General features: G+C 68.9%; 17 protein-coding genes. 11 read left to right on the top strand and 6 right to left on the bottom strand.

What is annotated here, in order from left to right:
• From AC1DXV_RS05000 to AC1DXV_RS04990, 3 genes are all read left to right on the top strand, one after another.
• Positions 1-831, top strand: an 831-nt coding sequence (locus tag AC1DXV_RS05000; protein WP_477932690.1) for a response regulator, incomplete at its 5' end; no start/stop codon positions are given.
• A 146-nt stretch (positions 832-977) separates the two neighbouring features.
• Entirely contained in the window at positions 978-2,081 is a 1,104-nt protein-coding gene (locus AC1DXV_RS04995; RefSeq protein ID WP_477932688.1) for an ABC transporter substrate-binding protein, read from the top strand.
• Positions 2,082-2,209: 128 nt separating this feature from the next.
• Entirely contained in the window at positions 2,210-3,325 is a 1,116-nt protein-coding gene (locus AC1DXV_RS04990; protein WP_477865941.1) for an ABC transporter substrate-binding protein, read from the top strand.
• Between the two features lie 24 nt (positions 3,326-3,349).
• Here the strand turns inward: AC1DXV_RS04990 and AC1DXV_RS04985 are convergent, their stop codons facing one another.
• Positions 3,350-4,789 carry a wax ester/triacylglycerol synthase family O-acyltransferase gene (locus tag AC1DXV_RS04985; protein WP_477865942.1) on the bottom strand — a complete coding sequence of 480 codons (1,440 nt, stop codon included), beginning with the start codon at positions 4,787-4,789 and terminating at the stop codon, positions 3,350-3,352.
• Between the two features lie 105 nt (positions 4,790-4,894).
• Between AC1DXV_RS04985 and AC1DXV_RS04980 the strand changes: the two genes are divergently transcribed.
• Together AC1DXV_RS04980 and AC1DXV_RS04975 are read left to right on the top strand one after the other, a co-directional pair.
• A complete protein-coding gene (locus AC1DXV_RS04980) occupies positions 4,895-5,152 on the top strand; it encodes an acyl-CoA-binding protein (protein WP_477865943.1) in 258 nt (85 codons plus the stop codon).
• Positions 5,149-6,306 carry an acyltransferase family protein gene (locus AC1DXV_RS04975; RefSeq protein WP_477865944.1) on the top strand — a complete coding sequence of 386 codons (1,158 nt, stop codon included), beginning with the start codon at positions 5,149-5,151 and terminating at the stop codon, positions 6,304-6,306. The genes AC1DXV_RS04980 and AC1DXV_RS04975 overlap by 4 nt, the downstream gene beginning before the upstream one ends.
• Before the next feature lie 12 nt (positions 6,307-6,318).
• Here AC1DXV_RS04975 and AC1DXV_RS04970 read toward each other — a convergent pair whose 3' ends face one another.
• From AC1DXV_RS04970 to AC1DXV_RS04955, 4 genes are all read right to left on the bottom strand, one after another.
• Positions 6,319-6,654, bottom strand: a complete 336-nt coding sequence (locus tag AC1DXV_RS04970; protein ID WP_477865945.1) for a polyhydroxyalkanoic acid system family protein — start codon at positions 6,652-6,654, stop codon at positions 6,319-6,321.
• A gap of 18 nt (positions 6,655-6,672) precedes the next feature.
• Positions 6,673-7,773 (bottom strand): aminopeptidase, encoded by a 1,101-nt coding sequence (locus AC1DXV_RS04965; protein ID WP_477932686.1) that lies wholly within the window; start codon positions 7,771-7,773, stop codon positions 6,673-6,675.
• Positions 7,774-7,801: 28 nt separating this feature from the next.
• Positions 7,802-8,959: an ABC transporter substrate-binding protein gene (locus AC1DXV_RS04960; RefSeq protein ID WP_477865453.1), complete on the bottom strand. Its 1,158-nt coding sequence runs from the start codon at positions 8,957-8,959 to the stop codon at positions 7,802-7,804.
• A gap of 129 nt (positions 8,960-9,088) precedes the next feature.
• Positions 9,089-11,137 (bottom strand): molybdopterin-containing oxidoreductase family protein, encoded by a 2,049-nt coding sequence (locus AC1DXV_RS04955; RefSeq protein WP_477865454.1) that lies wholly within the window; start codon positions 11,135-11,137, stop codon positions 9,089-9,091.
• Between the two features lie 134 nt (positions 11,138-11,271).
• On the opposite strand from AC1DXV_RS04955, the gene AC1DXV_RS04950 reads away from it, so the two are divergent.
• The 6 genes from AC1DXV_RS04950 to AC1DXV_RS04925 all read left to right on the top strand — a co-directional run bounded on the left by AC1DXV_RS04950 (position 11,272) and on the right by AC1DXV_RS04925 (position 17,549).
• On the top strand, positions 11,272-12,399 hold the full coding sequence (locus tag AC1DXV_RS04950) for an ABC transporter substrate-binding protein (RefSeq protein WP_477865455.1): 1,128 nt from the start codon (positions 11,272-11,274) through the stop codon (positions 12,397-12,399).
• A gap of 136 nt (positions 12,400-12,535) precedes the next feature.
• Positions 12,536-13,666, top strand: coding sequence for an ABC transporter substrate-binding protein (locus AC1DXV_RS04945; protein WP_477865456.1), 1,131 nt, complete (start codon positions 12,536-12,538; stop codon positions 13,664-13,666).
• Between the two features lie 117 nt (positions 13,667-13,783).
• Entirely contained in the window at positions 13,784-14,977 is a 1,194-nt protein-coding gene (locus AC1DXV_RS04940) for a M20 aminoacylase family protein (RefSeq protein WP_477932684.1), read from the top strand.
• Between the two features lie 101 nt (positions 14,978-15,078).
• Positions 15,079-16,185, top strand: a complete 1,107-nt coding sequence (locus tag AC1DXV_RS04935) for a M14 family metallopeptidase (protein ID WP_477865458.1) — start codon at positions 15,079-15,081, stop codon at positions 16,183-16,185.
• Positions 16,186-16,263: 78 nt separating this feature from the next.
• The gene (locus tag AC1DXV_RS04930; protein ID WP_477865459.1) at positions 16,264-16,572 is read left to right on the top strand and encodes a DUF1272 domain-containing protein; all 309 of its coding nucleotides are present in this window, start codon (positions 16,264-16,266) and stop codon (positions 16,570-16,572) included.
• Positions 16,569-17,549, top strand: a complete 981-nt coding sequence (locus AC1DXV_RS04925; RefSeq protein ID WP_477865460.1) for a GlxA family transcriptional regulator — start codon at positions 16,569-16,571, stop codon at positions 17,547-17,549. The genes AC1DXV_RS04930 and AC1DXV_RS04925 overlap by 4 nt, the downstream gene beginning before the upstream one ends.
• A 45-nt stretch (positions 17,550-17,594) precedes the next feature.
• Here the strand turns inward: AC1DXV_RS04925 and AC1DXV_RS04920 are convergent, their stop codons facing one another.
• Positions 17,595-19,034 carry a hypothetical protein gene (locus tag AC1DXV_RS04920; protein WP_477865461.1) on the bottom strand — a complete coding sequence of 480 codons (1,440 nt, stop codon included), beginning with the start codon at positions 19,032-19,034 and terminating at the stop codon, positions 17,595-17,597.
• Positions 19,035-19,051 lie beyond the last annotated feature (17 nt).

Here is a 19,051-nt window from a genome sequence, read left to right as displayed (position 1 = left end):
CCGCACCCGCCCGGCCATGCCTGGCTGGTGGTGCGCGGCGCGACGACCTCGCCGTGGCTGCCGCGCCGCATCGAGCGCCTGGGCTGGACCACCGAGCTGATCCCCGACCTCGCACAGGCCACGCAACGCGCCCGGCTCGGCGGCCGCCTGCCGGACTGCGTCGTGCTGGCCGAGGACGGCCTCGACGACAGCAGCGACCTGGAAGCGCTGCGCCAGGCGCTGCCCGACGGCACGCGCGTCACGCTGCTGCTGCGCCCCGACTTCCACCAGCCGGTGCTGCTCGAGCGCGCCGCGCGCAGCCGCATGGCGGTGCTGCTGAAGCCGCTGACGCCGGCCGAGCTGCGCACCGTCGCCAGCCCCGAGGCCCGCCCGGCACCGGCACGGCCCGAGCCGTCGACCCCGATGCGCCCCGGCATGCACGTGCTGGTGGTCGAGGACAACCCGCTGAACCAGCTGGTCGCGCGCGAGATGCTGATGGTGCTGGGCATGAAGGTCAGCGTCGCCGCGAGCGGCGAAGAGGCGCTCGCGCACTGCCTCGAGAAGGCGCCCGACCTCGTGCTGATGGACATCCAGATGCCGGGCATGGACGGCGTCGAGGCGACGCGCCGGCTGCGCGCGATGCAGGCCGACGGCACCCTGCCCGCCTTCCCGATCGTCGCGCTGACCGCGCATGCGCTGGCCGCCGACCGGCAGTCCAGCCTCGATGCCGGGATGGACGAGCACCTGACCAAGCCGATGCAGTTCGAGAGCCTGCGCACGGTGCTGGATCAATGGCGCCCCGATGACGCCGGGCTGACAAGCGACGACGAARGCGGGCCGACCGCGAACTAAGTCGCGCCGAATGCGACTGGGTGGACATTTCGTCCACTTGACGTGCTCGCGCGGCCGTTGCGTGTGAAAACATCCCGCCCTGCCGTGCGCGGTTGGGACAGAGTCGTCGACACGGCCAACGATCCAGAGAAGAAACCGGAGACACCATGAAGCAGCTTCTTTGCGTGCTGGCCTTGTCCAGCCTCGCGGCCAGCGCGGCCGCCCAGATCCTGATCGGCCAGACGGCAGGCTTCACCGGCGCGGTCGCCGCCGGCGTCAAGGAGACCACCGACGGCGCGAAGATGTACTTCGACGCGATCAATGCGCGCGGCGGCATCAACGGCCAGAGCATCGAGCTGGTCTCGATGGACGACAAGTTCGATCCGAAGCTCGCGGCCGAGAACGCGAAGAAGCTGATCACCGAGAAGAACGTGGTCGCGCTGTTCCTGGTGCGCGGCACGCCGCACACGCAGGCGATCGCGCCGCTGCTGGCCGAGTACCGGGTGCCGCTGGTCGCGCCGTCGACCGGCGCGATGGTGCTGCACAAGCCGGTCAACCCGTACATCTTCAACGTGCGCGCCACCTACCAGCGCGAGGCCGAGCGCGCGATCCGCCACCTGAGCCTGATCGGCATCGAGCGCATCGCGGTGCTGCACGTCGACGACAGCTTCGGCGTCGACGCCGTCGTCGGCGCCGCGGCCGGCTTCACCGCGGTCGGCAAGCAGCCGGCCGCGGTCGAGAAGTTCGACCGTGCGAAACCCGACTTCAGCGCGATCGTGCCGAAGCTGGTCAAGATGAACACGCAGGCCGTGCTGTTCATCGCCTCCGGGGCCGTCGTCGCCGAAGGCACGAAGGCGCTGCGCGATGCCGGCAGCCCGGCGCAGATCGTCACGCTGTCGAACAACTCCTCCAGCGGCTTCATCACGTTGATGGGCGACAACGCGCGCGGCGTGATCGTCACGCAGGTGTTCCCGTACGAGCGCTCGATCGCGTCGCCGCTCGTCAAGGAAGCGACGGAGCTCGCGAAGGCCAAGGGCTTCGAGGCGGTGTCGCCCGCGATGATGGAAGGCTTTGCCGGTGCGAAGGTGCTGGTCGAAGGCCTGCGCCGCGGCGGCGGCACGCCGACGCGCGACAAGCTGCTCGCGGCGCTGAACAACCTGCACAAGTACGACATCGGCGGCATGGAGGTCAGCTTCAGCACGAGCGACCACAGCGGTCTCGATTTTGCAGATCTCTCCATCATTGGATCCGACGGCAAGTTCCGTCGCTGAGCGCTTCGCGCAGCACGTCACGCCCTTGAGGGCGTGACACGCAGACAGGCGTACTGCACGCAGGCACGCCCGCCCTGCCCGTGAAACCATGGATTTCCTTGTGTTCACAGACAGAGCGGAGACACCTGATGAAGCAGTACCTCGGTGCGTTGGCCCTGGCGGCCACGATGATGTCGATCGGCGCCCCCGCCGCAGCCCAGCTCCTGGTCGGACAGACCTCCGGCTTCACCGGCCCGGCGGCGGCCGGCGTGAAGGAGAACACCGACGGGGCAAAGCTCTACCTCGACTGGGTCAATGCGCAGGGCGGCGTGCACGGGCAGCCGATCCAGCTGGTCTCGCTCGATGACAAGTTCGAGCCGCAGCTCAGCGCCGAGAACGCGAAGAAGCTGATCGTCGAGAAGAACGTGCTGGCGCTGTTCCTCGGCCGTGGCACGCCGAATGCGCAGGCCGTGCTGCCGCTGCTCAACGAACACCGGGTGCCGATGATCGCGCCGTCGACCGGTGCGATGGCCCTGCACAAGCCGCTGCAGCCCTACGTCTTCAACGTGCGCGCCACCTACCAGCGCGAGGCCGAGCGCACGATCCGCCACCTGAGCCTGGTCAGCGTCGACCGCATCGCGGTGCTGCAGGCCGACGACAGCTTCGGTGCCGATGCGGTGCAGGGCGCCATGGCCGGCTTCGATGCGATCGGCAAGAAGCCGGTGATGCTGGAGAAGTTCGATCGCAGCAGGCCCGACTTCAGCACGCTGGCACCGAAGGTCGCGAAATCGGGCGCGCAGGCGGTGCTGTTCATCGGCTCGTCGAGTGCGGTGGCCGAGGGCACGATGGCGTTGCGCCATGCCGGCTCCGCCGCCCAGGTGGTGACGCTGTCGAACAACGCGGCCAGCGGCTTCATCAAGATGATGGGGGTCAACGGCCGCGGCACCATCGTCTCGCAGGTGTTCCCGTACGAGCGCTCGATCGCGTCGCCGATCGTCAAGGAAGCGCTCGAGCTCGCGCGGGCCCGCAAGCTCGATGGCATCTCGCCCGCGATGATGGAAGGCTTCGCCGCCGCGAAGGTGCTGGTCGAAGGCCTGCGCCGCGCCGGCCCGGCGCCGACGCGCGAGCGGCTGGTGGCCGCGCTGAACGGCCTGACCCGCTACGACATGGGCGGCATGGAGATCAGCTACAGCGCCACCGACCACACCGGGCTCGACTTCGCCGACCTGTCCATCATCGGCAACGACGGCAAGTTCCGCCGGTGATCCGTGCGACCGGATGCAGCCGCGTCATTCCCACGGCAGCATCAGCGTCACCATCAGCAGCTTCTCGAACTCCGGCTCGAAGCGCTCGACGATCGCCTGCGGGTCGTTGCACAGCGCATCGTCGGTGACCAGCCCGAACTGCACGCCGCCGCCGTAGCTCAGGATGCTGACGCCGACGCCGATGTGGCCGGACTGCGGCACCCAGAACATCGTCTGGCGCAGCGTCGAGCCGCAGAACTTCAGCGGCACGGCCGGCCCCGGCACGTTGGTCATCACCGCGGTCGCCTTCTTCGCGAACAGGTTCAGCAGCGCATCCTGGGCCGGCTTGATCAGCAGCCCGGCCACCGACAGCACCGCGAACGCCAGCAGCGGCTGGTAGCTGCCCTTCAGGTCGGTCATGCGCGCGCGCACCGCGTAGACGCGCTCGACCGGGTTGCCGATGCCGATCGGCAGCACCAGCGGCACCAGCCCGAAGCGGTTGCCGAGCTGGTGCGCCTTCTCGAGCGGGCGCAGGTTCACCGGCACCATCGCGCGGATCTCCTGCCCGTCCGGGTTCTCGCCGCGCGCGCGCAGGTAGCCGCCGATCGCGCCGGCCACGCAGGCCAGCAGCACGTCGTTGACCGAGCAGTTCAGCGCGCGGCCGATCGCCTTCACCTGGTCGAGCGGGATCGGCTCGCCCCAGGCCACGTGCTTGCGGCCGACCGGCGTGCCCTTCAGCGAGGTCGGCGAATCGTCGGGCATCAGCGCGAGCGCGGCCACGTCGCTCAGCACCTGGTAGCCGGTGCGCGCCATGTCGAGCGAGCCCAGCAGCGGCTGCTGCGGATGGGCCAGCATCTCCATCGATTTGGCGATGCCGCCGCCGTACATGCCGATCGCCTTGACGGTCAGGTCGGTCAGCGGCTTGACGACCGCGTCGGAAAGCCAATCGGCATCACCCTCTTCGTCATCCGCCTTGCCACGGGTGCGGCGCGGCGGCGGGTCCTGGCCGCCGTCGGTGATCGACAGCATCACCGAGATCAGCGCGATGCCGTCGGCGATGCAGTGGTGCACGCGGGCGATCAGCGCGCTGCCGCCCTCGTAGTCGTCGACCAGGTGGAACTGCCACAGCGGGTGGGCCCGGTCCAGCGGCGTGCTGCTCAGTTCGGCGACGCGTTCCTGCAGCGCCTGGCGGGCCGACTGGCCGCGCGCGCGCCGCAGCGGCTCGTGCAGCACGTGGCGCTGCAGGTCGAAGGCGGGGTCGTGGACCCAGCTCGCGCCCATCGCGTCCTCGACCACCTTCTGGCGGAAGCGCCCGTACTTCAGCAGCTTGTCTTCGACGCGCTCGCACAGCGCGGCGTGCGTGATGGCCGGCTGCAGCAGCCAGACGCCGACGATCATCATCAGGTTCACGTCGTTGTCCATGCGCAGCCAGGCGGTGTCGACACGGGACATGCGCTGGGCGGCGACGTGGGTGGAGGTGGGCATCGTCGAGGTCTCCTGGGGGGATGAATCTTGTTGTGCGAGCGACGATGATGGGTAACATTCGCCGCGTCAATGCCGACTTTCACCCAAGCATCCCCGGAGACATTCATGGCCGACCTCAAGACCCTGTTCGAAGCCGCCGTGGCCGACTCGAAGAACCTGCCCGAGAAGCCCGACAACATGACGCTGCTGAAGATCTACGCGCTGTACAAGCAGGCGAGCAGCGGCGACGTCGACGGCAAGCGCCCCGGCTTCACCGACATGGTCGGCCGCGCCAAGTGGGACGCCTGGGATGCCGTCAAGGGCAAGCCGGCCGACGAGGCGATGCAGGAGTACGTCGACCTGATCGAATCGCTGAAGGAATGACCCGCGATCGCCAGCCCGGCCTGGACACGCTGCGGGCCCTGGCGATCCTGTTGGTCTTCGCCTACCACTACCGGGTATTCGTCAGCGGGCAGGACACCTTCGGCTGGGCCAGCGCGATCGGCTGGACCGGCGTCGACCTGTTCTTCGTGCTCAGCGGCTACCTGATCGCCAACCAGTTGCTGGGCGGGCTGCTGCAGGAGCGCCGGCTGTCGTTCGGCGCGTTCTATGCGCGGCGCGCGCTGCGCACGCTGCCGAACTTCTGGGTCGTGCTGGCGCTGTACTTCCTGCTGCCGGCGGTGATGGGCGGGCGCGAGCCGCCGCCGCTGTGGCGCTTCCTGACCTTCACGCAGAACATCGATCTGCAGCCGGGCACCGCGTTCTCGCATGCCTGGTCGCTGTGCATCGAGGAGCAGTTCTACCTCGGGCTGCCGCTGGCGCTGTGGGGCGTGACGCGGCTGCGGCACCAGCGGGCACTGGCCTGGGCGCTGATCGCGGCGCTGGTGCTGGCGGCGATCGCGTGGCGCAGCGCGCTGTGGCTGCAGTACGGCCGCGAGGCCGGCGGCGCGATCGAGCGCTATTACCCGACGGTGTACTACGGCTCGCTGTCGCGGCTCGACGAGTTCCTGCCCGGCGTCGCGCTCGCGCTGCTGAAGAACGGGCACCCGCAGGCCTGGGCGCGCCTGATGCAGCACGGCAAGGCCCTGTTCGGGCTCGGGCTGGCCGCGACGCTCGCGATGCTGTGGGGCCTGATGAACTTCTACGAGATCGACGGTTACGGGTACGGCTACCTGATGAGCGGCTTCGGCTACTCGCTGATGGCGATGGCCTGGGCGCTGCTGCTGCTCGGCGCGCTGAGCCGCGGTTCGCCCCTGCAGCGCTGGCGGGTGCCGGGCGCGGCCTCGCTCGCGCTGTGGTCGTACGCGCTGTACCTGACGCACAAGCCGATCGCGTTCATCGTGAACCGGCAGCTCAAGCCGTGGGCGCTTCCGGCGCCGCTGCTGGTCGTCGTGATCTCGGCGGCCTGCCTGCTGGGCGGCTGGCTGCTGTTCAGGCTGGTCGAGACGCCGTTCATGCGGTGGCGGGATCGGTGGGTGCCGCGGCAGTTCGATGCGCCAGGCGGATCGACGCAGGGCACACCGGCTGCCGCGCGTTGACCGCCGAGACGGCTAACCCTTGCTCTTCTTCGCCGCCGCCTTCTTCGCCGGCGCCTTGCCCCCCGCCAGCAGCGCATCCAGGTTCTTCTCGATCTCGCCCTGGATCGTGCCGGCGAAGGCGCCCATCAGGAAGCCGAGCTTGGCCTGCAGGTCGAAGTGATCGGCTGCGACCACCAGCTCGCCGCTGACGCCGGAGCGCGTGAACTCCACCGTGTCGCTGTCCTCGCCCTCGATCACGGTGCATTCCATCTCGAATTTCTTCTCGGCCTCCTCGGCCCATTTCCATGCGATCTCGCGTGCGCGGGCCAGGCCCAGGTCGTGGTCGCGGTGGATGTGGATGTCGGGCATGTCGGTCTCCTCGGGTCCTTATGGGGTCGTCGTGGTCGCCACGGTGGCGCCGGCGGCCAGTGTCGCGCGCCGTTCGTCGCGCGGCAACGCGGCAATGCGGCGCACCTCGGCGTAGAAGCGGTCGAAATCGCGGCCCTCGCGTTCGAACAGCCGCTCGAACTGCGGCACCAGCTCGTTGTAGGCCGCCAGCACGCCCAGCGATGCATTGTTCGCGCGCGCGAACCAGTTGTCGTAGCCGGCGTAGCCCTGCCACGCACCGGCCTTCAGCGCTGCGTAGTCGCTGCGCAGCGTCGCCATGCGTTCGGCCTTCGCGGCGCGCTTGTCGGCGTCGCTGCGGCCGCTGCGGTAGATCGCGTCCAGGTCGCTGCGCGCCTGCATCGTCAGCGCGCGGAACTCCTGGCGCCGCTTGTCGTAGCGCTCGTACTCGTCGCGCGCCGCGGCGGTCGATTTCTCGACCAGCCAGCGCGCGCCGCCGATGCGCTCCACCGCGGTCGCGAACGACTCGTTGAACATCGTGTCGTCCTTCGCGAAGGCCACCTGGTGCGCCAACTCGTGGAAGATCAACCGCGCCAGCTCGCCCTCGGGCCAGCGGATGAAGGTGTTCAGCAGCGGGTCGCTGAAGAAGCCGCCCGGCAGCTTGCCCAGCGTCGAATAGGCCGGCACCGCGTACACGCTGACCTCCAGGCCTTCGGTGCGCAGCGCATCGCCTTGCTCGTCGGCTGCCACCTGGTCGAAGTAGCCGCGGTAGCCGACGCAGCCGGTCACCGGGTAGCACCAGGTCTTCAACTGCAGGCTCAGCTCGGGCGCGGCCACCACGTTCCACACCGCGGCGCTGCGGTGCAGGTCGGCATAGCGCCGGTAGCTCGCGTTGTCCGGCAGCTTCAGCTCGCTGACCGCGTAGTCGCGCATGCGCTGCGTCAGCTGCAGGCGCTCGCGCAACGGGTCGGAGGTGGCGGGGTCGGCGAGCCAGTCACTGACCGGCTTCGCCTGGTTCAGCAGGCTCAGGTGGCCACCGACCGATTGCGCCAGGTAGCGCACCGAACCGCAGCCGCTGAGCGAACCCAGCAGCGCGACCGCGCCCACTGCCACCCACCATCTTTTCTTCACCGGAACTCGCATCACGCGAGTCTAGGCGAGCCCTGCAGGCTCAGGTCAGCCGCCGCCCATTGGCCCCCAGCACCGCCAGGGCGACATAGCGCGAGGCGACGTACGGCGCCGCCCCGCCGAAGCCGAGCGCAAACTCGCCCAGGTTCAGCTGCTTCAGGCCGGTCAGCGCCTGGCGCAGCTTGTCGCGCGTCAGGTCGCGGCCGGCGCGGCGCAAGCCCTCGGCCATCACCATCGCGTTGGCGTAGCCTTCGAAGCTGCTGGCGCCGAAGTCCTCGCGGCCGATCGCACGCATCGCCGCCTGGTAGTTGCGCACCGACTCGAGCTTCTGCGACAGCGCATCCGGAAACACCTGCGACAACGCGATGCCCTGCGACGCGGCCCCCAGCTTGGCCAGCTCCGACGAGATCACCGACACCGACAGCCCGACCATCGGCAGGCCGGCCATGCGTGCGCGCAGCTGCAGCATCAACGCCGTGCTGGTCGTGCCGGTGGTGCCGAAGAACACCACGTTGGGCTTGGCCGCGAGCAACTGGTCGATGACCTGCGTCGCGTTGGAGCCGTCCACGGCCGCCGGCACGGTCGCCACTGCCTGCAACCCGGCCGACTGCAACGCGGCGGTCGCGTCCTTCGCGACCTCCTTGCCGAACGGGTTGTCGAGGTAGACCAGCGCGATGTCCTTCAGGCCCATCGCGACCAGCTGCTGGGTCACGCGCGTCACCTCGTCGGTGTAGCTCGCCCGCACGTGGAAGACGTTGCGCTGGCCCGGCTGGCGCAGCGACGAGGCGCCGGTGATCGGGCCGACATAGGGCACGCCCGCCTGCTCGATCGCCGGGATGATCGCGGCGTTGTTCGCGGTGCCGATGCACGAGATCAGCGCGAACGCGGTGTTGCCCTCGATCATCTGCTTCACGTTCTCGACGGTGCGCGCCGGCACGTAGCCGTCGTCCTTCATCAGCAGGCGCAGCTCGCGGCCGTGGATGCCGCCGGCCTTGTTGATCGCGCCGAAGGCGGCCGAGATGCCGGAGTTCTGGTCGCGGCCCGCGCCGGCCAGGATGCCGCTCAGTGCGGCCGAACTGCCGAGCGTGACCTGCGTCGCCCCGAGCCCCTCGTCGGCCGCGCTCGCGACCTGCACCCACGCGGCGCCGCTCGCCGCCGCCATCCCCTGCACACACGAACGCAAGAACAACCGACGTTTCATCGCAACGACTCCTGGCGAAAAGCAGCCACTCTGGGGGCAGCCTCGCAGTACATCTGTCCCGGGGGCGACACCGCCGAAGACATCGCCACAAATCGTGACACCTGTCACCGGCCGCGCGGCCGGCCTGCGTCATTCCCGCGACACGTCCACCAGGCAGTCGTAGAAGCTCGGGGCACGCCCCAGGTCGGTCAGCCGTTGGTGCGTCAGTTCATTGACGTTGCTGCCGCGCACGCCCAGCTTGCGCCACCAGATGCCCAGGCCGTTGACGACGCCGGGCCGCGCACGCGGGCTGATCACCGCCTTGCACCAGTACTCGCCGCGGTCGTTGAACACCCGCACCAGCTCGCCGCCTGCGATGCCACGCGCCTGCGCATCGCCGGCATGGATCTCCAGCACCGGCTCGCCCTCGATGTCGCGCAGGCTCTGCACGTTGACGAAGCTGGAGTTCAGGAAGTTGCGCGCCGGCGGCGAGATCATCGCGAGCGGGTAGCGCTTCGCCAGCTCGGGCGTCGAACGGGCCGATTCGTAGTTCGGCACGTGGTCGGGCACGCCCCAGCCCGGCGCATCGATCGTGCAGCGGCCGCTCGCGGTCGGGAAACCGCCGTTCGCGAACGGCGCTTCCGCGATCTGCAACTTCACCCAGTGCTTCTCGCGCAGTTCGTCGAAATCGACGACATCGGTGCGGAAGGCCTGGCGCGCCAGGGCTTCGTCGCTGTCGCTGAAGCACGCGGCATCGAAGCCCATGCGCGCCGCCAGCTCGCGGAAGATCTGCGTGTTCGGCTTCGCCTCGCCCACCGGCGCGATCGCTGCCTCGTTGATCAGCACGTAGGTGTGGCCGTAGCTGGTGTGCACGTCCAGGTGCTCCAGCTGCGTGGTGGCCGGCAGCACGTAGTCGGCGTGGTCGGCGGTGTCGGTCATGAAGTGCTCGAGCACCACCGTGAACAGGTCCTCGCGCTTGAAGCCCTTCACCACCTTCGGCGATTCGGGCGCCACCGCGACCGGGTTGCTGTTGTAGACCACCAGCGCCTCGATCTTCGGGCCGAACGCCGCCGAGCTCTCGCGCAGCAGGTCGTCGCCGATGGTGCTCATGTTGATGGTGCGCGGGCGCCGGCCGGCCAGCAGCTCGGGCCGCTGCAGCGCGGCCTTGTCGGGATGGAACCAGCCCGATGCCGACAGCAGCATGCCGCCCGCACGCTGCCGCCACGCGCCGGTCAGGCACGGCAGGATCGCCACCAGCCGCACCGCATTGCCGCCGCCGCGCACGCGCTGCATGCCGTAGTTCAGGCGGATCGCGGCCGGCTTCGTCGTGCCGTAGTCGCGCGCCAGGCCGCGCACCTCGTCGGCGCTGATGCCGCAGGTCTCGGCGGTGCGCTCGGGCGTCCAGGCCATCGCGCGCTCGCGCAGCGCGGGCCAGCCTTCGGTGTGGCGTTCGATGTAGTCGGCGTCCAGCCAGTCGTTGACGACCAGCTCGCGCATCAGCCCGAGCGCGAGCGCACCGTCGGTGCCCGGCAGCAGCGCGATGTGCTGGTGGCATTTGTCGGCCGTCTCGGTCTTGCGCGGATCGATGCAGACCAGCTTCGCGCCGTTGCGCTTGGCCGCGTTCGCGAAAGTCCAGAAATGCAGGTTCGATGCGATCGAGTTGCTGCCCCAGATCACGATCAGCTTGCTCTCGGCGAAGTGCTCGACGTGCATGCCGACCTTGCCGCCGTAGGTCGCCATCAGCGCCTCGGCACCGGCCGACGCGCAGATGGTGCGGTCGAGCAGCGAGGCCCCGAGCTGGTGGAAGAAGCGCCCGGCCATGCTCTCGCCCTGCAGCAGGCCCATCGTGCCGGCGTAGCTGTACGGCACGATGGCCTCGGGCGCGCGCGACGCGATCCCGGACAGGCGCGCCGCGATGTCCGACAGCGCCTCGTCCCAGCTCACCGGCACGAACTGCCCGCTGCCCTTCGGCCCGACGCGCTTCAGCGGGTGCAGCACGCGGTCCGGGCTGTAGGTTCTCTCGGTGTAGCGCGACACCTTGGTGCACAAGGCACCGTGCGTGGTCGGGTGATCGGGGTCGCCCTGGATGCGGATCGCACGATCGTTCTCGACGGTCACGCGAATGGCGCAGGTGTCTGGACAGTCATGCGGGCACGCAGCCGCAACAGTTCGGTAACTCATCGCGGAACTATTGCACATGCTTCCGGATGTATGTGCCCGCTAGGTCATGAACCGTAAGCTTTGTACCGATATGGACGGATATCCTTACGCCCCAGCAAACGGCCCGCCGAGTCGTAACAAGCTGCAACACATTTGTCAACGGAACTTGCCCTATGAAACGTCGTGAACTTCTCAAGAGCGTCGCCGCCGGCAGCGCTGTGTTGGCGCTGCCTGCGCTGGCTCAAAGTGACCGCCGGCTCGTGCTGGGCCAGTCCGCTGCCTTCACCGGCCCGGCGGCACAGCTGGGCATCCAGATGAACCGCGGCGCCCGCGTGTACTTCGATGCCTTCAATGCCGCCGGTGGCGCCAACGGCCACACCATCGAGCTGAAGACGCTGGACGACGGCTACGAGCCGGACCGTTGCAAGGCCAACACCGACCGCTTCATCAAGGAAGACGTGTTCGCGCTGTTCGGCTATGTGGGAACGCCGACCTCGCTGGCCGCGCTGCCGCTGGTCAACGACAGCAAGATGCCGTTCTTCGGGCCGTTCACCGGTGCCGAGGCGCTGCGCGAGCCGTTCAGCAAGTCGGTCTTCCATGTGCGTGCCTCGTACTACGACGAGACCGCGCTGATCGTGAAGAACCTGACGCAGCTGGGCCTGAACAAGGTCGCGGTGTTCTACCAGAACGACGCGTACGGCAAGGCTGGCCTGGAAGGCGTGACGCGCGCGCTGAAGCCGCTGAGCCTCGCGCCGGTGGCGCTGGGCACGGTCGAGCGCAACACCGTCGCGGTCAGCCAGGCGGTGAAGGACATCGTTCCGACCTTTCCCGATGCGGTGGTGCTGATCAGCGCCTACAAGTCGTGCGCCGCGTTCATCCGCGAGGCCCGCAAGGCCGGCTACGGCGGCACCTTCTACAACGTGTCGTTCGTCGGCACGCAGGCGCTGGCCGACGAGCTCGGCAAGGAAGGCCGCGGCGTGATGATCAGCCAGGTGATGCCATTCCCGTTCTCGACCACCACGCCGATCTCGCGCGAGTACCTGGATGCGGTGGCGAAGGCCGGCGGCGACGCGACGCCGAACTACTCCAGCATGGAAGGCTACCTGGCCGCGAAGGTGTTCGCGGAAGGCCTGAAGCGCGCCGGCCGCGCGCCGTCGCGCGACGCGCTGATCGCCGGGCTGGAGTCGATCCAGAACGCGAACTTCGGCGGCTTCAACGTGCACTTCGGTGCGAAGGACCACGTCGCGTCCAGTTTTGTCGACGTGTCCATGCTGACCGAAGACGGCAAAGTCCGCCGGTAGGCCCACCCCCGAGGCGCTGCGCGCCTCCCCCTCAAGGGGGCGCCGCCAGTGGCCCGGCGAAGCCGGTTCCACGGCGTCCGCTTGATCGACTCGTGCGCGTTGCGCCGAGTATTTGTTTGTTTTGTCTGGAGTTGCTGTGAAACGTCGTCATTTCCTGAGCCTGGGTGCTGCGGCGCCGGTTGCCCTGGCCTTCCCGAAGCTGGCGACCGCCGCCTCCACCAAGATCGTGCTCGGCCAGTCGGCCGCGTTCTCGGGCCCGGCCAGCGCGCTGGGCGAGCGCTTCAAGGAAGGCGCGCTGCTCGCCTTCGAGCGCGTCAATGCGCGCGGCGGCATCAACGGCCGCACGATCGAGCTGCGCAGCGTCGATGACGGCTACGAGCCCGACCGCTGCGCCGAGAACACGCAGAAGCTGCTGAAGGACGACGTGTTCGCGCTGTTCGGCTACATCGGCACGCCCACGTCGGTCGCCGCGCTGCCGCTGGCCACCGCGGCGCGCACGCCGTTCTTCGCGCCGTTCAGCGGCGCCGAGGTGCTGCGCTCGCCGTTCAACCGCATGGCCTTCCATGTGCGTGCGTCGTACAACGACGAGACCGCCGAGATCGTCAAGCAGATCACCTCGATCGGCATGCAGCGCATCGGCGTCTTCTACCAGAACGACAGCTACGGCAAGGCCGGCCTGGACGGCATGACGGCAGCGCTGACGGCGCACAAGCTGAAGCCGGTGGGCCTGGGCACGGTCGAGCGCAACACGGTGAACGTGACGGCCGGCGTCGGCACCATCCTGGCCGACAAGCCCGATGCGATCGTGCTGATCAGCGCCTACAAGTCGTGCGCGGCGTTCATCCGCGAGGCTCGCAAGCAGGGCTTCGCCGGCAGCTTCTACAACGTGTCGTTCGTCGGCACGCAGTCGCTGGCCGCCGAGCTCGGCCAGGACGCCCGCGGCGTCGCGATCAGCCAGGTGATGCCGCTGCCGTTCAGCGCCACGGTGCCGATCTCGGCCGACTACCTGTCGGCCGGCAAGGCGCTGGGCGCGAAGTTCGAGCCCAACTACGGCGGCATCGAAGGCTTCGTCGCGGCCCGCACGATGATCGAGGGCCTGCGCGCGGCCGGCGGCAACGTGACGCCGGAATCGCTCGTGACGGCGCTGGAGAACATGCCCGAGCTGAACCTCGGCGGCTTCTTCATCGACTTCAACGACCGCTCGCATGCCGGCTCGAAGTACGTCGACATGACGATCCTGACGGCCGAAGGCAAAGTACGCCACTGAGTCGCGTAGCCCGGATGTCAATCCGGGTGCAGCTCGACCGCTGGCTGAAATGCCCGGAATGGCTTCCGGGCTACGGTGGCCTGTAAACTGCTTCGCTCCCTCTCAGGAGCGTGCCTCATGCAGTTGATCGAATCCATCCTGGCCGATGCCGCGGCCGTCACGGCGATCCGACGTGACATCCATGCCCACCCCGAACTCTGCTTCGAGGAGAAGCGCACCGCGGACGTGATCGCGAAGGCGCTCACCGACTGGGGGATCCCGATCCACCGCGGCCTCGGCACCACCGGCGTCGTCGGCATCGTCAAGGGCACGGCCGGCACGAGCGATCGCGCCGTCGGCCTGCGCGCCGACATCGACGCGCTGCCGATGACCGAGAAGAACACCTTCGCGCACGCCAGCACCACGCCGGGCAAGATGCATGCGTGCGGCCACGACGGCCACACCGCGATGCTGCTGGCGGCCGCCAAGCACCTGTCGAAGAACCGCCACTTCGACGRCACCGTCTACCTGATCTTCCAGCCGGCCGAAGAAGGCGGCGGCGGCGCGCGCGAGATGATCAAGGACGGCATCTTCAAGCAGTTCCCGATGGAAGCGGTGTTCGGCGCCCACAACTGGCCCGGCATGAAGGTCGGCCAGTTCGCGCTGAAGAATGGCCCGTGCTTCGCGTCGAGCAACGAGTTCCGCATCGTGATCCGCGGCAAGGGCTCGCATGCCGCGATGCCGCACAACGGCATCGACCCGGTGCCGATCGCCTGCCAGCTGGTGCAGGGCTTCCAGACCATCATCACGCGCAACAAGCGGCCGATCGATGCCGGCGTGATCTCGGTGACGATGATCCATGCCGGCGAGGCCACCAACGTGGTGCCCGACAGCGTCGAGATCCAGGGCACGGTGCGCACCTTCACGCTCGAGGTGCTCGACCTGATCGAGAAGCGCATGAAGGAAGTGAGCGAGAACCTGTGCGCCGCGTTCGATGCGAGTTGCGAGTTCGAATTCACCCGCAACTACCCGCCCACCATCAACCACCCGGTGGAGACCGAGTTCGTGCGCGGCGTGATGGCCGACGTGGTCGGTGCCGACAACGTGCAGGAGTTCGAGCCGACGATGGGCGCCGAGGACTTCAGCTACTTCCTGCTCGAGAAGCCGGGCTGCTACTTCCTGATCGGCAACGGCGACGGCAGCCACCGCATCGGCGGCCACGGCATGGGCCCGTGCATGCTGCACAACCCGAGCTACGACTTCAACGACGACCTGATCCCGCTGGGTGCGACGCTGTGGGTGCGCCTGGCCGAACAGTGGCTCTCGAGATGACCCACCCCCGAAGCGCCTTCGGCGCCTCCCCCTCAAGGGGGCGCCGCCAGCGGCCCGGCGAAGCCGGTTCCGCGGCGGCCGCTTGATCCTGGATGACCGCCATGAGCTTCGACCCGCCCTCCTCCTTCTTCGCCCAGACCTACGCCGAGGCGCGCGGCAAGTTCCTGGCCGCCGCCGAGGCGGCCGAGCTCGACGTCGAGACCCATGTGCACCCGCTGCTCGGCCGCGACGGCGAGACGCTCGCGATGGACGTGGTGCGCGACGGYCCCGCCGATGCGAGCCGGCTGCTGATCGTCAGCAGCGCCTGCCACGGCGTCGAGGGCTTCTGCGGCTCGGGCATCCAGGTCGGGCTGCTGGGCGATGCGGCATGGCGTGCGTCGGCGCACGCGGCCGGCGTGGCGGTGCTCTACCTCCACGCGCTGAACCCGTACGGCTTCTCGTGGTGGCGCCGCACGACGCACGAGAACGTCGACCTGAACCGCAACTTCCACGATTTCAGCCAGCCGCTGCCGGCCAACCCCGGCTACGACGAACTGGCCGGGCTGCTGGTGCCGCCGATGTGGCCGCCATCGCCCGAGGTGATGATGCGCGTCGGCCAGTTCGTGCAGCAGCGCGGCATGGAGGCGCTGCAGGCCGCCGTCTCCGGCGGCCAGTACGACCACCCCGAGGGCCTGTTCTACGGCGGACGCAACCCGACCTGGAGCCACGTCACGCTGCGCCACGTGCTGCAGCAGCACGGGCGGCGCGCCGCGCGGCTCGGCTGGATCGACCTGCACACCGGGCTCGGGCCGGCCGGCGTCGGCGAGCGCATCTTCGCGTGCCGCGACGATGCGGCAGCGCTGCAGCGGGCCCGTGCGTGGTGGGGCGACGGCATCACGTCGATCTACGACGGCAGCTCCAGCTCGCCGCTGCTGACCGGGCTGATGTGGTCGGCCGCCTACGACGAATGCCCGCAGGCCGAGTACACCGGCATCGCGCTCGAGTACGGAACGCTGCCGATCATGCAGATGATCGAGGCGCTGCGGGCCGACCAGTGGGTCGAGAACCACCCCGAGGCGCCGGCCGGGCAGCGCGCGCAGATCAAGCAGCAGACGCGCGATGCGTTCTACATCGACACGCCGCAGTGGAAGCAGCAGGTGTGGGAGCAGGCGCGCGATGCGGCAGGGGCGGCGGTGCGGGGGCTGGCAGCGGATTCGGTCCGGAACTGATCGATCCAGGTCGGCGAGCGCGACGACGAATCGGGCCTGCCGGTCTATCGTGGCATCCTCCCGCCACGAAAGCCCGCCATGCTCGAACTGCGCCCCACCTGCGAACACTGCAACACCGCGCTGCTGCCGGAATCGATCGATGCGCGCATCTGCAGCTTCGAATGCACCTTCTGCGCGAACTGCGTCGACCGCGTGCTCGGCAACGTCTGCCCGAATTGCGGCGGCGGCTTCGTGCCGCGCCCGGTGCGGCCGGTGCATGACTGGAAGGGCGGCAACCACCTCGCGCGCTACCCCGCCAGCACGGCGGTGAAGCATCGGCCGGTCGACCCGGCGGCACACGCCGCGCTGCGCGAAGGCCTGCAGGGCATCGAGCCCGAGAAACGATGACCCGCGTCGACATCGCGATCGTCGTGCCACCGCGCACGCTGCTGCTCGATGTCGCCGGGCCGGCGGAGGCGTTCCGTCTCGCGGACGCGCACCTCGCGGACCAGGGCCGGCCGGAGCGCTTTCGGCTGCGCTTCGTCGGGCCGCAGGCGCAGGCCGCGAGCTCGGTCGGGCTGCAGGTGGCCGGGCTCGAACCTTTGCCCGACCGCTTCGCCGCACCGACCTGGTTGATGGTGGTCGGCCAGCCCGCCGCCGCGCTCGGCCGTCCCGATGCCGCCACGCTCGACACCATCGACTGGCTGCGCCGCGACATCGGCCCGCTGCTGGCGTCGGGCGAGGACCACCGCCTGGTCGGCGTCTGCACCGGCACGCTGCTGCTGGCCCGCGCCGGCCTGCTCGGCGGGCGGCGCTGCACCACGCACCATGCGTTCATCGAGACGCTGCGCCGCCTCGCGCCCGCGGCGCAGGTGGTCGACAACCGCGTGTTCGTGCTCGATGGCGCGCTCGCCACCAGCGCCGGCGTGACGGCCGGCATCGACCTCGCGCTGCACCTGATCGCGCTGGCCTGTGGCGATGCGCTGGCGGCGCGGGTCGCGAAGGACCTGGTGGTCTACCTGCGCCGCACGCCCAACGACCCCGAGCTGTCCCCGCTGCTGGCGCACCGGCACCACCTCCACCCGGCGCTGCACCGCGCGCAGGATGCGGTGTGCGAGCGGCCCGGCGACGACTGGACGCTCGGCTCGCTCGCCGAGGCCGCGCACGTGACGACGCGCCACCTGCTGCGGCTGTTCGCCGAGCACGCGGCGGTGTCGCCGATGACCTATGTGGAGAAGATCCGCCTCGAGCGGGCGCGCCAGGCCTTGTCGGGCGGCGCGAGCGTCACGCGGGCCGCGGAGCATGCGGGGTTCGCGTCGGACCTGCAGCTGCGTCGGGCGTGGGGGCGGCACCTCGAAGGCACGCCCCGCACGGTCCGGCCGTGAATCACGCGCGCCGCCGCTGCTGGACGCGAGACACGGCCTGCCCTGCTAGAAAAGGTTCTCGAACCCATGCCACGCCTGCCCCTGAAGGGCAGCCATGCCCTGACAGAAACGCGGTAGTTCCTCGTCGCCCGCCAGACTCGCGTGCAACAGGTACTTCCCAAGGAAGTACTCGATGTGGGCGCGGTAGCTCGGACCCTCCGACGCCAATTGCCCACCGAAGCGCCTCGCCTGCAGCTCGTAGCGCTTTGTACAGCGCAAACCCTCCTCCGACGCATATCCTCCCCTTTCTTCTTCAAGAGGCAGGATCGCGCTGCTCACGCTGAGGTGGAGCTGCTGGAGTACCGGCATCTGCTGGGCCCCCAGGATGTCCAGTATTCGGCAGTACGAGTCCTTGATTCGATGCAAGTGCTGCGCCCGCGGGGTATCGTCTTCCACCGCATCCAGAGCCTTCAGGCAGGCGCGCAATGCCTGGCGGTCGGCCCGGTCCACCGAGATCTCCATCGCAGCCCGCAATGCACGGACCGCAGGTGCTGCCTCCTCCTGTGAGTGCGGGACCGACGAGAGCAGGCCGATGATGGCTTTCGCAACAGGCGCGCGCTGCCACTCAATGCAATTCGCGAGGACGGCACGCCGAAACAAGCCAAGTGCGGATCTCTGGCCACGCAGTCTGATCCGGGCTCGCATCACGGCGACAAGCGAAGCGCCATCCACGAAGGATGTCTTGGCAAAGACCAGCGGCATCTCATCCTCGGTGTCAGGCAGCAAGTGCGGATGAGTGGCATCCAGCTTGTGCAAGGCTTCTCTCAAACTGCTCCGCGCCCTTTCGCTCCGCGGCGCGCTGCCACGCATCGACTCATCGTGGATCATGGTGTCATGCGACATGACACGACCCGGATGGGCCTGCCCGTCGTCAAACTGAATGCCGGAATGGCTTCGCCATATCTGCTCAACGCCTGACGCGAGAGCTTTCAACCGACCCGCATCGTCCATGCGTTCGGCCAGCGCGTCTATTTCGCCGCTGAAATACTGCGCCTTCTTCCTGTAAGCCGCGACTTCCGGACTCTCGGGTTCACCGACAACGGAATACAGATCCCGTTCACGAAGCTCGCCTTGTGATCCCGCGATGCCGGTCGCCTCGGCAGCTTGCTGCGAGATGACCCCCATCTCGACGGCCTCGACAAGCAACTGCCGCGCCCGTGCTTCGTGCCCGCACTGGGTGAGCACATCGGCGATGCACAAAACGGCATCTGCTTCCGGCCCCCCGGTTTCCAGCCGATTCGCCGACAGCTCTCCGTCCTCCAGCAATTGCGGAAGCGCCCGGTCCAGCGTGATCAGTGCCTCGTGCAGGCGCGCGTGCCGCCCCGGCGCCGACGCAGCACACAGGTCGAGCATGCGGGCGATGCTGCCGGGCTCGTCGGACCACCATGGCACCTGGGCCTCGACGACCGGTGCCGTCGTACGATGGGTCGCGACTCGTTTGACCATGGCGCAGGTCTCCGTTC

Source organism: Rhizobacter sp. P3_C12 (assembly GCF_056402735.1).
This window is presented reverse-complemented; position numbering and strand designations above follow the sequence as displayed.